Origin of the sequence: Pseudomonas sp. LM13 (assembly GCF_041381355.1) — a bacterium.
Classification (GTDB): domain Bacteria; phylum Pseudomonadota; class Gammaproteobacteria; order Pseudomonadales; family Pseudomonadaceae; genus Stutzerimonas; species Stutzerimonas frequens.
The window spans coordinates 13,951-30,074 of record NZ_JACBXH010000002.1; the positions used below are offsets into that span (position 1 = coordinate 13,951).

Sequence of the window (16,124 nt, forward strand, 5' to 3'; positions counted from 1 at the left end):
GAATTCTCCTCAAGCCGACTTCACCGGTATGTACAAGGAGATACAGCATGAGCCAAGGCAAGACCCTCACCACCGCTGGTGGCGCCCCCGTTGCCGACAATCAGAATTCTCGGTCAGCCGGGCCTCGTGGCCCTTTGTTGCTGGATGACTTCCACCTGGTCGAAAAGCTCGCCCATTTCAACCGCGAAGTAATTCCGGAGCGTCGTGTGCACGCCAAGGGCTCCGGCGCCTACGGCACGCTTACCGTGACCGCAGACATAACTCACCTCACCCGCGCCAAGCTGTTCGAGGCCGTTGGCAAGCAGACGCCTTTGTTCCTGCGCTTTTCCACGGTAGGGGGTGAGCGCGGCTCGGCGGATACCGAGCGTGATCCTCGCGGCTTCGCGGTGAAATTCTATACCGAGGAAGGCAATTGGGACGTGGTAGGTAACAACACGCCGGTCTTCTTCATCCGCGATCCGCTGAAATTTCCGGATTTCATCCATACGCAAAAGCGTGACCCATGGACCAATCTGAAGAGCCCGCAGATGATGTGGGACTTCTGGTCGCACTCACCCGAGGCGTTGCATCAGGTCACCATCCTGTTTTCCGATCGCGGCATCCCCGATGGTTATCGGTTCATGCATGGATTCGGCAGCCACACCTTCAGCCTGGTCAACGGTCAAGGCGAGCGGCACTGGGTGAAGTTCCACTTCAAGAGCATGCAAGGGATCAGAAACCTGCATCCGAGCGAGGCAGCACGCCTTGCTGGCAGCGATCCCGATTATGCGCAGCGCGATCTTTTCCACGCGATCGAGCGGGGCGAGTTCCCCAGGTGGAAGCTCTGCATCCAGGTGATGAGCGAGGCGGAGGCTGCCAACCGTGCCGAGAATCCGTTCGACGTCACCAAGGTCTGGTCCCAGAAGGACTTCCCGCTGATCGAAGTGGGGATAGTCGAGCTGAATCGCAATCCGCAGAACTATTTCGCCGAGGTCGAACAGGCTGCCTTTGCCCCGAGCAACGTCGTCCCGGGTGTCGGCCTGTCGCCGGATCGCATGCTACAGGGGCGGGTATTCGCTTACGCCGATGCCCATCGTTACCGCGTCGGCACCAACCATCAGCAGCTTCCGGTCAATGCACCGCGTTGCCCGGTCCACAACTATCAGCGTGATGGCGCGATGCGTTTTGATGGCAACGGTGGTTCGGCACCCAACTACGAGCCGAACCGCTATAGCGACGCCCCCAAGCAGGCGGCGCAATACGCCGAGCCGGCGCTTGCGCTCTCTGGCGCAGCTGACCGGTATGACCACAGGGCCGATGAGGACTATTTCAGCCAGGCGGGTGCTCTGTTCCGTCTGATGACGGCCGAGCAGCAGAACCTGCTGATCGGCAATATCGTCGGTGCGATGATGGGCGTTTCGCGTGACGTACAGTTGCGTCAGCTGGGTCACTTCTTCAAGGCCGACCCGGCATACGGAGCAGGTGTCGCCCGGGGGCTTGGCATCGATCCGAACGAAGTCGCCTAAGCCATATCGAGCGTGGAGCGTTTAGAAGCCGGCCTCGTAAGAGGCCGGTTTTTTTTGGTTCTTCGCGGACTCTGGGGGAAGAGCGAGTTGACAGTCAGGGAAGCAGGTAAATTGGCAGTCGCCAAACACACCCTTCACCTGTCCCTGCTGTCGCCGTGCATCCTATTGATCTTGCCTCGTTCTGGCCAGGCTATGACACCGTTGCCTGCCGTTCATCTGCCAACAACTCCCTTCTGATTGAGCTCGAGCCTCAAGCCGGTTCAGTGCCCAAGTGCGGGCGTTGTGGTCAGCTCAGTCCGTTGATTTACGAGCGCCGGATTCGTCTGGTGCGTGATCGTGATCTGTTCGATCAGCGCGTCCTGCTTCAACTGCCAGTGCGCCGAGTCGATTGCCTGAACTGTGGTCGGGTGACCGAGCGAATCGACTGGCTGGAGCCTGCATCTCGCCTGACCCAACGGTTACGGATCTGGCTCGAAAGCTTGCTGCGGCTGCTGCCGATCAGCCACGTCAGCCAGCTCACCGGACTGCACTGGCACACCCTCAAGACGCTCGATAAACGACGCCTGGAAGCCGAGGTAGGCACCTTCGACTCCAGCGACGTCCGCCGTCTGGTGATGGACGAATTCGCCCTGCACAAGGGGCATCGCTACGCCACGGTCATCATGGATGCCGAGCGAACACGGGTGCTGTGGGTCGGTCACGGCAACAGCCGCGAGGCGATCCGCCCGTTCTTTGAATTGCTCGGCGAGCACTGCCAACAGATCGAGGCGGTGGCCATGGACATGAATACGGCTTTCGACCTGGAGGTGAAGCAACATTGCCCTCAAGCCGAAGTGGTGTACGACTTGTTTCATGTGGTAGCGCGCTACGGGCGAGATGTGATTGACCGAATCCGGGTCGACCAGGCCAACCTCCTGCGCGAAGACAAGCCGGCACGAAAGGCGGTCAAACAAAGTCGTTGGCTGCTGCTGCGCAATCGCGACAACCTGAAGGACGGACAGGCCGTGCAGTTACAGGAGCTGCTTGCTGCCAACCAGCCGTTGGCTACGGTCTATGTGCTCAAGGATGCGCTGAAGGACGTCTGGTACGCCCCCAGCGTAAGAGAGGGCTGGCGGCGCTGGCGAACCTGGCTGCGACATGCTCGCGAGAGCGACCTCGCGCCGCTGCAACGCTTCGCTCGCAACCTGCGCAAATACGCGCGAGGCATCCTTGCCAGTGCTCACTTCCACATGCATACCAGCGTCCTTGAGGGTGTTAACAACCGCATCAAGGTAATCAAGCGCATGGCCTATGGATTCCGGGACTCGGAGTACTTCTTCCTGAAAATCAAGGCCGCCTTCCCCGGGAAAGCGCGATGAACCATTTTTTTGTGGCTGCTCGTCAGTGGCGGTCGCGCTCCAGCAGCGGTTTGAGGAAATGCCCGGTGTGCGACTGCGGCATTTCCGCGACCTCTTCCGGTGTGCCGCTGGCGATGATCTGACCGCCCTTGGAGCCGCCTTCCGGCCCGAGGTCGACCAGCCAGTCGGCGGTCTTGATCACGTCCAGGTTGTGCTCGATGACCACCACGGTGTTGCCATGGTCGCGTAGGCGATGCAGCACGTCGAGCAGTTGCTGGATGTCGGCAAAATGCAGGCCGGTGGTGGGTTCGTCGAGGATGTACAGAGTCTTGCCGGTGTCGCGCTTGGACAGCTCGCGGGACAGCTTGACCCGCTGCGCCTCACCGCCGGATAGCGTGGTCGCGCTCTGTCCCAGCTTGATGTACGACAGTCCGACGTCCATCAGCGTCTGCAGCTTGCGCGCCACCGCCGGCACCGGATCGAAGAACTCGCGGGCTTCCTCGATGGTCATGTCCAGCACCTCGGTGATGCTCTTGCCCTTGTACTTCACCTCCAGCGTCTCACGGTTGTAGCGCTTGCCCTTGCACACATCGCAGGGAACGTAGATATCCGGCAGGAAGTGCATCTCCACCTTGATCACGCCGTCGCCCTGGCAGGCTTCGCAGCGGCCACCCTTGACGTTGAAGGAGAAACGCCCTGGCCCGTAACCGCGCGAGCGGGCTTCCGGCACGCCAGCGAACAGCTCGCGAATCGGCGTGAACAGCCCGGTGTAGGTCGCCGGGTTGGAGCGCGGTGTGCGGCCGATGGGGCTCTGGTCGATGTCGACGACCTTGTCCAGGTGCTGCAGGCCATCGAAGCTATCGTAGGGTGCGACCTCCAGCGTGGTCGCACCATTGAGTGCCGTGGCGGTGATCGGGAACAGTGTGTTGTTGATCAGCGTCGATTTGCCCGAGCCGGACACGCCGGTGATGCAGGTCAGCAGGCCAACCGGAATCTCCAGGTCGACGTTGCGCAGGTTGTTGCCACGGGCGCCCTTGAGCTTGAGCAGCTTTTTCGAATCGCGCCGGGTGCGCTCCGGCGGATAGTTGATCTTTACCCGGCCGGACAGATACTTGCCGGTCAGCGAGTTCGGGTGCGCCATCACCTCGTCCGGCGTGCCTTCGGCGACGATGCGGCCGCCGTGCACGCCGGCACCCGGTCCGATGTCGACTACGTAGTCGGCAAGGCGGATGGCGTCCTCGTCGTGCTCGACCACGATCACGGTATTGCCGATGTCGCGCAGGTGGCGCAGGGTGCCGAGCAGGCGTTCATTGTCGCGCTGATGCAGGCCGATCGACGGCTCATCGAGGATGTACATCACGCCGACCAGGCCGGCGCCGATCTGGCTCGCCAGGCGGATGCGCTGGGCCTCGCCGCCGGACAGCGTGTCCGCGCTGCGGTCGAGGGTCAGGTAGTCGAGGCCGACATTGACCAGGAACTGCAGACGCTCGCGGATCTCCTTGAGGATCTTGTCGGCGATTTCGCCGCGACGACCGCTAAGCGAGAGTCCGCCGAAATAATCGGTGGCGTCACCGATGGGCAGTGCCGTGACTGCCGGCAGGGTCTTGTCGCCGACCCATACGTGACGGGCTTCGCGGCGCAAGCGCGTGCCGCGGCATTCCGGGCAGGGCTGGGTGCTGAGGTATTTGGCTAGCTCCTCGCGTACGGAATTGGATTCGGTCTCGCGGTAGCGGCGCTCGAGGTTGGGGATGATGCCTTCGAACGGGTGCGAACGTTTGACGATGTCACCGCGGTCGTTGAGATAGCGGAACTCGACGTTCTCACGGCCACTGCCACGCAAAATGTACTTCTGATGGTCAGCTGCCAGCGAGTCGAAGGGTTCGTCCAGGCTGAAGCCGTAATGCGAGGCTAGTGAACCGAGCATCTGGAAATAGTAGACGTTGCGCCGGTCCCAGCCGCGGATCGCGCCCTCGGCCAGGGTCAGCTCGCCGTTGACCAGGCGCTTGGCATCGAAGAACTGCTTCACGCCGAGGCCATCGCAGGTCGGGCAGGCCCCTGCCGGATTGTTGAAAGAGAACAGCTTGGGTTCCAGCTCGCTGATGGAGTGGCCGCAGATCGGGCAGGCGAAGCGCGCCGAGAAGATCATCTCCTCGCCTTCGTCATCCTTCTCCATGGGCGCGACCAGCGCGATGCCGTCCGCCAGTTTCAGCGCCGTCTCGAAGGATTCGGCCAGACGCTGCTGCAGGTCGCCGCGAACCTTGAAGCGATCCACCACGACATCGATGGAGTGCTTCTTCTGTTTGTCCAGCTTGGGCAGTTCGTCCAGCTCATAGAGGCGGCCGTTGACGCGGGCGCGGACGAAGCCCTGGGCACGCAGCTCATCGAACACCGCCAGGTGCTCGCCCTTGCGCTCGCGGATGACCGGAGCCAGCAGCATCAGCTTGCGGCCCTCGGGCAGTGCCAGCACCTGATCGACCATCTGGCTGACGGTCTGCGCTTCCAGCGGCGCGTCATGGTCCGGGCAGCGTGGTGTGCCGACCCGTGCGTAGAGCAGGCGCAGGTAGTCGTAGATCTCGGTGATGGTGCCGACGGTGGAGCGCGGGTTGTGCGAGGTGGATTTCTGCTCGATGGAAATGGCCGGGGAGAGCCCTTCGATGGTATCGACATCAGGCTTTTCCATCATCGAGAGGAACTGCCGGGCGTAGGCCGAGAGCGATTCGACGTAGCGGCGCTGGCCTTCGGCATAAAGCGTATCGAACGCCAGTGAAGACTTGCCGGAGCCGGAGAGGCCGGTTATGACGATCAGCTTGTCGCGTGGCAGGGTGAGATCGATGTTCTTCAAGTTGTGGGTGCGGGCCCCACGAATCAGAATCTTGTCCAAAACAGCCTCGCGTGGCGGGCGAAAACCCGAAAGTATACGGCCGTGGTAACAGCTGCGGCAAAACCGTGCGCCTGTGCCGAACAGGGTAGGGCTGCTAGAATCGCCGCCGGTTCATACAAGCGAGACCCTCCATGCAGGACCCCTACAGCGAGCGCATGAGCGCCAGCGAAACTCGCGCAGCCTCCGGGCTGGCGCTGGTGTTCGCTTTCCGCATGCTCGGCATGTTCATGGTTTTGCCCGTGCTGGCGACCTACGGTATGGATCTGGACGGCGCAACGCCGACCCTGATCGGATTGGCCATCGGTGCCTATGGTTTGACCCAGGCGCTGCTGCAAATTCCCTTCGGTATTCTGTCCGACCGCATCGGGCGCTTGCCTATCATCTATTTCGGTCTGGCGATCTTCGCCGCCGGCGCGGTGCTGGCGGCGATGTCCGACAGCATCTGGGGTGTAATCGCAGGACGGGTGCTGCAGGGAGCCGGTGCGATCTCCGCCGCGGTGATGGCCTTGCTCTCCGACCTGACCCGCGAGCAGCATCGAACCAAGGCGATGGCGCTGATCGGGGTGAGCATCGGCCTGTCCTTTGCCGTGGCGATGATCATCGGGCCCTTGCTGACGCGCGCCTTCGGCCTTTCCGGGTTGTTCTGGGTGACGGCGGCGATGGCGGTGCTCGGTGGCGTGATCGTGACGGTGCTGCCCAAGGCCCAGGTGCATGTCCGCCATCGCGAATCCGGCGTTGCCAAGCAGGCGCTGGGTATAACGCTGCGTCATCCGGATCTGTTGCGCCTGGATTTCAGCATCCTGGCATTACACGCGATCCTCATGGCGAGTTTCGTCGCGCTGCCGCTGGCGCTGGTGGAGCAGGGGGCACTGCCGAAGGACGAGCACTGGTGGGTCTACCTCACCGCGTTGTTGATCGGCTTCTTCGGCATGGTCCCGTTCATCATCTATGGCGAGAAGAAGCGCCAGATGCGCCGCGTGTTGCTCGGTGCCGTCTCTGCGCTGCTGCTGTGCGAGCTGTTCTTCTGGTGGTTCGGCAACGGCCTGTGGATGCTGGTGATAGGCATGGTCGCCTTCTTCGTGGCCTTCAATTTGCTGGAGGCCTCGTTGCCTTCGCTGATCAGCAAGGTAGCGCCGGCCGGCGGCAAGGGCACCGCCATGGGGGTCTATTCCACCAGTCAGTTCCTCGGTGCCGGCGTGGGCGGCGTCCTGGGCGGCATGCTCTATCAGCAGGGCGGGCTGGCCCTGGTGTTCGCTGGCTGCGCGGCACTCTGCGCGCTGTGGTTCGTGATCGCCTTCAGCATGCGCGAGCCTCCCTATGTCACCAGCCTGCGCCTGCCGCTTTCGGCCGGCGCGCTGAGCAACACCCGGCTCGAGGCCGACCTGCTGCACGTGCCCGGCGTGAGCGATGTGTTGATCGTGCTCGACGAGGCGGCGGCCTATGTGAAGGTCGATACTCTGGTGCTGGACCGCGACGCGCTGGATCGTTTGGTCGCCTGACCAACACGACGCTCGTCGTGGCCGTGGTGCTGCGCACGGCGACGCAACTTGCTGGCGCGTTGGTTGGTTGTCAGGGGTGGCTGAGGTAAGATTCGCGGTCATCGGGTTTTTGGAGGCAGGATCGCCTCTGGTGCCCATTTAAATCATATGTTCCAAGAGGAGTTACCCATGGCCAGAGGGGTGAACAAAGTCATCTTGATCGGCAATGTCGGCGGCGACCCGGAAACCCGCTACATGCCCAATGGCAATGCGGTGACCAACATCACGCTGGCAACCACCGACAGCTGGAAGGACAAGCAGACCGGTCAGCTTCAGGAGCGCACCGAGTGGCACCGTGTGGTGCTGTTCGGCAAGGTTGCGGAGATCGCCGGCGAGTACCTGCGCAAGGGTTCGCAGTGCTACATCGAAGGCCGCCTGCAGACGCGCGAGTGGGAAAAGGATGGCGTCAAGCGCTACACCACCGAAATCGTCGTCGACATGAATGGCACCATGCAGCTGCTCGGCGGCCGTGGCGGCAGTTCCGATGACGCACCACGTCAGCCGCGTCCGCAGCGCGAGCCGCAGCAGGCCCCGCGTCAGCAGGCTCAGCCGCAGCAGCCTGCTGCCCGGCAGCAGCCCGCGCCGGACTATGACAGCTTCGACGACGACATCCCCTTCTGAGTCCTTCCTGAATGCGAATGCGCCTGATGCTGTTGGGCGGCGGCAATGCCCTGGGTCAGGCGCTCATCCGCCTCGGCGCCGAGGAAGACATCGGCTTTCTCGCGCCGCGCCCGCCCGCCCAGGGCTGGGATGCCGCCAGTCTTACCCAGTTGCTCGACGACAACCGTCCGGATGTCGTCATCAACCTCGCCTATTACTACGACTGGTTCCAGAGCGGACAGCCCAACGAGCCGGCGCTCGCGGCTCAGGAGCGGGCTGTGGAGCGGCTTGCCGAGCTGTGCCAGCACCACGATTTCGTTCTCCTGCAGCCGTCGAGTTACCGTGTATTCGACGGTGCACGCACCACTGCCTACAGCGAGAAGGATGAAGTCGCACCGCTGGATGCCCGGGGCCAGGCGCTCTGGCGCATCGAGCAGAGCGTGCGGGCGTTGTGCCCCCGTCATGTGCTGCTGCGTTTCGGCTGGCTGCTCGACGACAGTCGTGACGGTGTGTTGGGGCGAGTCTTGCAACGGCTGGAGCAGAGCGAGGCGATACTGCTGGCGGACGATCGCCGTGGCAATCCGACGCCGGTGGACGACGCGGCCCGGGTGATCCTCGCAGTGCTCAAACAGCTCGATTGCCAGGCGCCGTTGTGGGGTACCTACCATTACGGCGGTCACGAAGCTTCGACGCCGCTGCTGGTCGCGCAGGCGCTGCTGGGTGAGGCCGCCAGGTATCGCGATGTGACGACTGCCAAGCTGACGCCGGTCGCTCACGCAGACTGTTCGGATGCCGCGGCTGAGCCGCAGCACGGTGTGTTGGCCTGCAAGAAGATATTCACCACCTTCGGCATCAAGCCGCGTGCCTGGCGCACCGGCCTGCCGAGCCTGCTGGAGCGTTATTACCGCCATGGCTGACGCCCCGATTCTGATCACCGGCGGCGCCGGCTTCATCGGCTCCAATCTGGTCGATGCCCTGCTGGCGCGCGGCTATGCCGTCCGCGTGCTGGATAACCTTTCCACCGGCAAACGCGAGAACCTGCCGCAAGATACACGCGTCGAACTGATCGTCGGCGATGTCGCCGATGCCGATTGCGTGCGTCGTGCGGTACAGGGCTGCCGGGCCGTGGTGCATCTGGCCGCTGTCGCGTCGGTGCAGGCGTCGGTGGATGATCCATTCGGTACGCACCAGAGCAACCTGATTGGCACGCTCAATCTGTGTGAGGCGATGCGCGAGTCGGGTGTGAAGCGTGTGCTGTTTGCCTCGAGCGCAGCGGTCTATGGCAACAACGGCGAAGGCCATGCTATCGATGAGGACACACCGAAGGCGCCCCTGACACCCTACGCCGCGGACAAGCTGGCCAGCGAGCACTACTTGGATTTCTATCGGCGCCAGCATGGTCTGGAGCCGGTGGTGTTCCGTTTCTTCAATATCTTCGGGCCGCGGCAGGATCCATCGTCACCATATTCCGGTGTAATCAGCATCTTCACCGAGCGGGCGCAGAAGGGTTTGCCGATTGCGGTGTTCGGCGATGGCGAGCAGACGCGCGATTTTCTCTACGTTGCCGATCTCGTCGAGGTGTTGGTGCAGGCGCTGGAGTCGCCCGAGGCGGTGGAAGGCGCGGTGAATGTTGGGCTGAATCAGGCCACTTCGCTGAATCAGCTGCTGGCGGCCATCGGTGACGTGTTGGGCGGGCTTCCCGAGGTGAGCTATCAGGCCGCACGGCCGGGGGATATTCGGCATTCGCGGGCGAATAATGCCCGATTGCTGCAGCGCTATCGGTTGCCCGAGCCACCGACCACGATGCGCGATGGGCTGGCCAACCTGTTGGGTTTGTAGGTTGTGAACTCTGAAAATACAAAAGGCGCCCTAGGCGCCTTTTGTCTGTCTGCGATTCGGCTGGGCCGGTTACGTCAGAACTTGTAGCCGAGACCGACCATGTAGACCATCGGGTCTACGTCCACGTCAACTGTGGTCTTGGTTACGCCAAGTGCTGTCGGGCCCTTAACGGTAGCCTCGGTGTCGATGTCGATATAACGAACCTGGGCGTTGATCATCAGCTTATCAGTCAGCATGTAGTCCGCCCCGACTTGGAAGGCTAAGCCCCAGGAGTCGTCGACATCCATGCTGCTGAAGCCCTGTGCTTTACGCTCGCTGCTCAGGTCTTCTTGGAAGAATGTCGTGTAATTAATGCCGACGCCGACGTAAGGTTGGAACGCAGCTTTGTTATCCAGCGGGTAGTACACGACGCTTAGGGTTGGTGGCAGTTGCTTGAGGTCGCCCAGCTTGCCGTCGAGGCCCGGAGTACCGACTGCATTGCTTACGCCTTTCACACCAACTTCATGGCTGAACGGGGTAGCGGCAAGCAGCTCGATACCAACTTTATCCGTGACCATGTAAGCGAAGTTCAGGCCCAGCTGAGTATCGCTATTCAGCGTAGCGCTAGTGCCGCCTGCACTAGCGCCATCAAACTCCAGATTGCCGCTATCTTCACGCGGATCAACGGTAATAGCACCAGCGCGAACGATGATGTCCCCGGCTTCGAAAGCCTGGGCGAAGGGTGCGGCCAGCGCCAGGGCCAGCGCGGAAGCGGTGAACAGGGTCTTGCGCATGATGATGCTCCGTTTGTTGGAATGCGATTGAGCGCCATGGTAGGGACTGAGCGCTGGGGCTTTTTGATCCAGCTCAATGAAAAACGCCGCCTCGACTGCGACGAAACGCCCGGGTTGCTTTGCGTCAACTCACAGATGATAATGTTTCTCTTTTGAGTTGACGACCGTCTGCAAGGACCCTTCAATGCCTTCCTTCTTCCCCCGCCTGCTGGCGGTTGCCGTGCTGCCGTGCTGTCTTCAGCTTTATGCCGGGTCGCTGTCCGCGGCACCGCTGGACGCAGCGCTGGATGAGAGCGAGCGTTTGTCCGCCGAGGCGAAGGCCTCGCAGGCGCGGATCGACCAGCTCGACGACGCCACTCGCGAGATGCTCAACGAGTACCGCAGTGCTTTGCAGCAGACCGAAGCGCTGAAGGCCTACAACAAGCAGTTGCAGGAGCTGACCGCAGCGCAGAGCAAGGAACTTGTGGGCTTTCAGCGCCAGCTGGACAGCATCGAGCGCACCCAGGAAGCCGTTACGCCGCAGATGAGCCGTATGGTCGAGGTGCTGGGGGAATTCATCGCGGCCGATCTGCCGTTCCTCCCCGATGAGCGTGCCGATCGTCTGGCCGGCCTGCAGGACCTACTGCCACGCGCCGACGTCAGCCTGGCGGAAAAGTACCGGCGCATCCTCGAGGCCTATCAGATCGAAAGCGACTACGGCCGCACGCTGGAAGCCTGGCGTGGCGAGCTGCCGGGCGACGCGGAGTCACGCAGCGTCGAATTCCTGCGGCTCGGTCGAGTGATGCTCTATTACCAGACTCTCGATGCTCACGAGAGCGGCTGGTGGAATCCGCAGACTCGCGCCTGGGAAGTGCTCGACGGCAGCGCCCGCCGACCGCTTACGCAGGCCATCGCCATCGCCCGTCAGCAACAGGCGCCCGCCTATCTGCAACTGCCCGTGAAGACCCTGGCCGAGGAGGCCGCGCAATGAGCCGTCTGTTTTCCCTGTTCCTTGTCGCGCTGCTGCCGCTCACCTCGCATGCGGCGGAGCCGCTCAGCCCTGACCAGTTGCTCGAACGCATCCGCAGCGACCGCGCCGCTGAGGTCAGTGCCATGCAGGCTCGCGAGCAGGCCTTCGTGCGTGACCGTGGCGAGCAGCAGCAACTGCTTTCCCGTGCCCGTGCCGCACTGGCTGAGCAGAAGGCCGAGGCCGAGCGGCTGAAGGCTGAATTCGACCGCCAGGAAGCGGAGCTGGCCGAGCAGGAAAAGCTGCTGGCACAGCGTGTCGGTCATCTCGGCGAGCTGTTCGGCGTGGTGCGGCAGAGTGCCGGCGATATCGCCGGCCAGTGGCAGGATAGCCTGCTCAATGCCCAGTATCCCGAGCGACTCAAGCAGCTGCGCAGCCTGGCCGAAAGTCGTGCCTTGCCATCAGCCGATGACCTCGATGCCTTCTGGATGACCCTCCTCGAAGACCTGGCGGCCAGCGGCCGCGTCGAGCGCGTGCAACTGCCGGTGGTGGGCACCGACGGTGCGCGCAGCGAGCAGCCGGTACTGCGCGTCGGCAGCTTCTCCGCCTTTACCAGCGACGCCTTCCTGCGCTACGACGCCGATGCCGGGGAGCTGCTGGTGCCGCCGCGTCAGCCTTCCGGCAAGGGCCTGATCGAGGATTACCTAAAAAGCTCCGATGCCCTGGCCACGCTGCCTGTCGACCCGAGCCGGGGTACCCTGCTGGCGCAGTTGCAGCGCCAGCCGGACCTGTGGGATCGCGTCAAGCAGGGCGGTCTGGTCGGTGGCGTGATCCTGGTGCTCGGCGCCATCGGTCTGCTGCTGGCGATCTGGCGCATGGTCTATCTCGGTGGCATTGGCCGCAAGGTTGGAAGTCAGATGCGCGAGCTCAATCATCCGCGCGACGACAACCCGCTCGGCCGCATCATCGGCGTGCTGGGGCCCAAGCCGCAGCTGTCGGACCTGGAGACGCTGGAGCTCAAGCTGGACGAAGCCATCCTGCAGGAAACCCCGCCGCTGGAGCGTGGCCAACCGCTACTCAAGCTGCTCGCCGCCGTGGCGCCGCTGCTCGGCCTGCTGGGTACCGTGACCGGCATGATCATCACCTTCCAGGCCATCACCCAGAGTGGTGGCGGCGATTCGCGGCTGATGGCCGACGGCATTTCCCAGGCGCTGGTGACTACAGTGCTGGGCCTGGTGGTGGCGATTCCGCTGCTGTTCCTGCACAGCCTGTTGGCCAGCCGCAGCAAGGCGCTGATCCAGCTGCTGGAGCAGCAGAGCGCCGGGCTGATCGCGCTGCATCTGTCCGGAGCACCGCGCCGTGACTGATCTGCGCGCTCACTGGCTGAGTGTTGTCGACAGCGGTCACGCGCTGCTCGACTTCATGACCGCGGGTGGGGTGGTGATGTGGGCATTGGCCGGCCTGTGCGTGCTGTATTGGACGCTGGTGTTCGAGCGCCTGTGGTTCATGCGTCGGGTCTTCCCGCATTGGGTCGAGTCGCGCCGGCAGGCCTGGGCACAGCTTGCCGATGAGCCCGGCAGCTGGCAGCGCGCCGTGCGCCTGGCCTGGCTGGCGCAGGCGCAGCAGCAGCTGTCCGGCCCGCTGCGGTTGAGCAAGACGCTGGTTGCGATGTATCCGCTGCTCGGCCTGCTGGGCACGGTCAGCGGCATGATCGCGGTTTTCGATGTGCTGGCGCTCAGCGGCACCGGCAATCCTCGCGGCATGGCTGCGGGCGTCTGGCAGGCGACCCTGCCGACCATGGCCGGCATGGTGCTGGCCATCACGGGATTGTTCAGTCTGGCGCGCCTCGAGCGAATCGCGCGCCAGTCTCTCGACCGGCTGGCCGACCAGCTGCGTCACGATTGAGGATTAGCGGGATGCGTATGCGTCGTCACCATTACCAGCAGGAAGAAGACACCGGCATCGATCTCACGCCGATGCTCGACGTGGTCTTCATCATGCTGATCTTCTTCATCGTCACCAGCTCCTTCATCAAGGAGTCGGGTGTCGAGGTCCAGCGCCCGCAGGCCGATACCGCGAGCACGCAGGACAAGGGCAACATCCTTATCGCCGTCACCGCCGATGGCCAGGTCTGGATCGACAAGCAGGCGGTGGACGTGCGCAGCGTTCGCGCCCATGTCGAGCGGCTGCGGGTGGATCAGCCGGAGGGCGCGGTGGTCGTCCAGGCCGACCAGGATGCTCGCACCGGGCTCGTGGTACAGGTGATGGACCAGGCGCGCCAGGCCGGCGTGCAGGACGTGGCGCTGGCTGCCAGCACGGGGTCGCGCTGATGCAACCGCGGCTGGTCCGTTTCAGTCTGGCTTTCGTCGCCGCCTGCGTCGTGGCGCTGCTGCTGTTCGCCCTGATGCTGAGCATGGTCAATCCACCGCGCAGCAAGATTCAGGAAGACCCGCTGGCCATCGCCAATTTCGTGCGTATGGATGGACGCAATGAAGACAGCGCCACGCGCACTCGCCAGCAGGCGCCGCAACCACCGCAGCCGAAAACGCCGCAACCACCGACGCCACCGACACCGAACATGGCCACGCCAGATGCCAACCTGCCGAAGCTCGACCTCGATCTGCCGAGCATCGATGCGGGCATTTCGGTCGCGACCGCGCCGGCGCCCAGCCTGTCCGGCCTGACCGCTGCACAGAGCGCGCCCGCGGCCGCTCCGGCACCGGCTAGCGCGGCGGTTGAGGCGGCTGGCAAGCCGGGTGGCCCTGAGCAGGAAGTCATGCCGCTCAACGACGTGCGCCCGGAATATCCCTATCGCGCCCGGCAGCAGGGCATCGAGGGCCATATCAAGCTTGCCTTCACCATCAATCCCCAGGGGCGGGTGGAGAACATCCGCGTATTGGAGGCGTCACCACGCAACGTGTTCGATCGCGAGGCCCGGCGTGCCGCGGCCCGCTGGCGTTTCGCCCCGCGCACCGAGAACGGTGCGCCGGTATCCCGAGAAGCCGTTAAAACCCTGCACTTCCGCCTGCAAGGAGAACGCTGAAATGCTTCGTCTGCTGCTTGTGCTGACCCTTTCCCTCGCTGCTTCGGTCCAGGCTGCCCAGGCCATCGACCCGGCCGTGTTCATGGCGCTCGAGCGAGCGCAGACCGCGCAGAGCAAGGGCGACTATGCGGCTGCACGCAAGGCGCTGGACGGCGCGAGCGCCAAGCCGGGGAGCAACGAAGAGGCTTTGCTCTGGCGCAGCCGAGGCTATCTGGCCTGGGCCGAAGGCAACAACCGGCAGGCGCTGGAGTGGCTGGACAAGGCCGTGGCCAGCGGCAAGCTGGACGAGCAACTGCTGGCCGGCGAGCGCCTCAATCTGGCACGCCTGAACCTGGTCGAGGGGCGCTATGCCAAGGTCGTCAGTCTGCTGGGCTCGGCCAATCAGGCCGACGAGGAGATCCTGCAGATGCTGGTGCAGGCCTATCAGGGGCTCGGTCAGCATGCCAAGGCCCTGCCGCTGGCCGAGCGTTACGTGCAGGCCAATCCGAAAGCCGGCGACACCTGGCTGCAGTTCCTGGTCGCCGGCAATGCCGAACTCAAACGCTATCAGGCCGCCGAACGCTGGCAACAGAAACTCTTGCTGCGCCATCCCGATCAGGTCAAGGCCTGGCGGCAGCTCGCCGGCCTGCAGCAGCTGGCCGGTGCCGAGGATCGCGCGCTGGCTACCCTACGGGCGGCGCACACCAAGGGGCTGCGCTTCACTGAGGCCGAGCTGGACAACCTGGTCGCGCTGGCCAGTGCCGCCGGCCAGCCCTGGCAGGGCGCCAAGCTGTTGGAAGGCATGCTTGCCTCGCGCTTGCTGCCGAGTAATGCGCAACGTCAGGAACGCATGGGCATGCTCTGGTGGCAGGCACGTGAGCGTACCGAAGCCGCCAAGATCTATCGGCAGCTGGCGACCCAGACCGGCAGCGCCAAGTTCTGGATGAATGTCGCACAGCTCGAACTGGAACAGGCCCGCTGGCAGGCCGGGCTTGACGCGCTGAAGCATGCCGAGCGGGCCGGCGCCGAACGTCGTCGCGTGCGTGAATGGCGCGAGTGGGCGGAAGGCGAACTCAGCTTCGAGCGCGAACGGCAGGTCGCCAGCGTCCGCTGATTGGCGTGGCGACCACGGCGATCGCTATCGCCGTCGTCCTGCGCCTGCTGGTCACTGCAACTCGTAGGGATAGATCTTCTGCGCCTGCATGCGGTAGCCGGCCTCTGCTAGCTCGCTGCTGGCATGCTCGACGCGCATGGGCCCTTCGATCCAGAACGGCTCGTACAGCGCTTCTACCCGCACGCCCAGTTCACTGGTGGCATGCACGATCTGGTTGGACGGCGGTGGTGGCACATGGATGCAGGCGCCGAAATAGGGCACCAGCAGGAACTCAATGACGCGCCCTTCGTCGGTCATGTCCAGCGGCACGATATAGCCTGGCAACTTCACCATCTGCCCATCGAGCGCCTCGACCACCGGCGCGGCCGGCGACTGCTGCGCCGCGGCCGGGCCGGCCTCGGCGGCGAGCGCATCGGCCAGCTGCGACATGTCATGTATCGCCAGCGGCGGTGGCGGCGGAGGGGCTCCTTCCGGAATCAGCTCCGACCATTGCAGCAGACGGACTTCAGCCGCGTGCAGGGGCAGCTCGCAGGCCAGGAGCAGGGCGAACAGCAGGCGTGGCATGGGCT

At 63.7% G+C, this 16,124-nt stretch carries 15 protein-coding genes; 12 read left to right on the forward strand and 3 right to left on the reverse strand.

Annotation, left to right across the window (positions count from 1 at the left end):
- Positions 1-47 precede the first annotated feature (47 nt).
- Together HZR81_RS02810 and HZR81_RS02815 are read left to right on the forward strand one after the other, a co-directional pair.
- Complete coding sequence (locus HZR81_RS02810; RefSeq protein WP_500127260.1) at positions 48-1,505, forward strand: catalase; 1,458 nt, start codon at positions 48-50, stop codon at positions 1,503-1,505.
- Between the two features lie 155 nt (positions 1,506-1,660).
- A complete protein-coding gene (locus HZR81_RS02815) occupies positions 1,661-2,863 on the forward strand; it encodes an ISL3 family transposase (protein WP_500127261.1) in 1,203 nt (400 codons plus the stop codon).
- A gap of 22 nt (positions 2,864-2,885) precedes the next feature.
- Here HZR81_RS02815 and uvrA read toward each other — a convergent pair whose 3' ends face one another.
- Positions 2,886-5,723, reverse strand: coding sequence for an excinuclease ABC subunit UvrA (gene uvrA, locus HZR81_RS02820; RefSeq protein WP_500127262.1), 2,838 nt, complete (start codon positions 5,721-5,723; stop codon positions 2,886-2,888).
- A gap of 131 nt (positions 5,724-5,854) precedes the next feature.
- Between uvrA and HZR81_RS02825 the strand changes: the two genes are divergently transcribed.
- From HZR81_RS02825 to HZR81_RS02840, 4 genes are all read left to right on the forward strand, one after another.
- Positions 5,855-7,222 carry an MFS transporter gene (locus HZR81_RS02825; protein WP_500127263.1) on the forward strand — a complete coding sequence of 456 codons (1,368 nt, stop codon included), beginning with the start codon at positions 5,855-5,857 and terminating at the stop codon, positions 7,220-7,222.
- A gap of 168 nt (positions 7,223-7,390) precedes the next feature.
- Positions 7,391-7,882: a single-stranded DNA-binding protein gene (locus HZR81_RS02830; RefSeq protein WP_003281797.1), complete on the forward strand. Its 492-nt coding sequence runs from the start codon at positions 7,391-7,393 to the stop codon at positions 7,880-7,882.
- Between the two features lie 11 nt (positions 7,883-7,893).
- Positions 7,894-8,778: a sugar nucleotide-binding protein gene (locus tag HZR81_RS02835; protein ID WP_102840424.1), complete on the forward strand. Its 885-nt coding sequence runs from the start codon at positions 7,894-7,896 to the stop codon at positions 8,776-8,778.
- Positions 8,771-9,700 carry an NAD-dependent epimerase/dehydratase family protein gene (locus HZR81_RS02840; RefSeq protein ID WP_500127264.1) on the forward strand — a complete coding sequence of 310 codons (930 nt, stop codon included), beginning with the start codon at positions 8,771-8,773 and terminating at the stop codon, positions 9,698-9,700. The genes HZR81_RS02835 and HZR81_RS02840 overlap by 8 nt, the downstream gene beginning before the upstream one ends.
- 74 nt (positions 9,701-9,774) lie before the next feature.
- On the opposite strand, the gene HZR81_RS02845 is transcribed toward HZR81_RS02840, so the two are convergent.
- Positions 9,775-10,473 carry an OmpW/AlkL family protein gene (locus tag HZR81_RS02845; RefSeq protein WP_046617766.1) on the reverse strand — a complete coding sequence of 233 codons (699 nt, stop codon included), beginning with the start codon at positions 10,471-10,473 and terminating at the stop codon, positions 9,775-9,777.
- Positions 10,474-10,657: 184 nt separating this feature from the next.
- Between HZR81_RS02845 and HZR81_RS02850 the strand changes: the two genes are divergently transcribed.
- The 6 genes from HZR81_RS02850 to HZR81_RS02875 are packed head-to-tail and all read left to right on the forward strand — an operon-like array spanning position 10,658 to position 15,555.
- A complete protein-coding gene (locus HZR81_RS02850; protein WP_023444693.1) occupies positions 10,658-11,443 on the forward strand; it encodes a DUF3450 domain-containing protein in 786 nt (261 codons plus the stop codon).
- Positions 11,440-12,786 carry a MotA/TolQ/ExbB proton channel family protein gene (locus tag HZR81_RS02855; protein WP_500127265.1) on the forward strand — a complete coding sequence of 449 codons (1,347 nt, stop codon included), beginning with the start codon at positions 11,440-11,442 and terminating at the stop codon, positions 12,784-12,786. The genes HZR81_RS02850 and HZR81_RS02855 overlap by 4 nt, the downstream gene beginning before the upstream one ends.
- The gene (locus HZR81_RS02860; protein WP_011912010.1) at positions 12,779-13,324 is read left to right on the forward strand and encodes a MotA/TolQ/ExbB proton channel family protein; all 546 of its coding nucleotides are present in this window, start codon (positions 12,779-12,781) and stop codon (positions 13,322-13,324) included. The genes HZR81_RS02855 and HZR81_RS02860 overlap by 8 nt, the downstream gene beginning before the upstream one ends.
- A gap of 11 nt (positions 13,325-13,335) precedes the next feature.
- A complete protein-coding gene (locus HZR81_RS02865) occupies positions 13,336-13,749 on the forward strand; it encodes an ExbD/TolR family protein (RefSeq protein WP_102840429.1) in 414 nt (137 codons plus the stop codon).
- Positions 13,749-14,462 carry an energy transducer TonB gene (locus tag HZR81_RS02870; protein ID WP_045633041.1) on the forward strand — a complete coding sequence of 238 codons (714 nt, stop codon included), beginning with the start codon at positions 13,749-13,751 and terminating at the stop codon, positions 14,460-14,462. The genes HZR81_RS02865 and HZR81_RS02870 overlap by 1 nt, the downstream gene beginning before the upstream one ends.
- Position 14,463: 1 nt before the next feature.
- Positions 14,464-15,555 (forward strand): tetratricopeptide repeat protein, encoded by a 1,092-nt coding sequence (locus HZR81_RS02875; RefSeq protein ID WP_500127266.1) that lies wholly within the window; start codon positions 14,464-14,466, stop codon positions 15,553-15,555.
- A 51-nt stretch (positions 15,556-15,606) separates the two neighbouring features.
- Here the strand turns inward: HZR81_RS02875 and HZR81_RS02880 are convergent, their stop codons facing one another.
- Positions 15,607-16,119, reverse strand: coding sequence for a DUF3299 domain-containing protein (locus tag HZR81_RS02880; protein ID WP_500127267.1), 513 nt, complete (start codon positions 16,117-16,119; stop codon positions 15,607-15,609).
- Between the last annotated feature and the right edge of the window lie 5 nt (positions 16,120-16,124).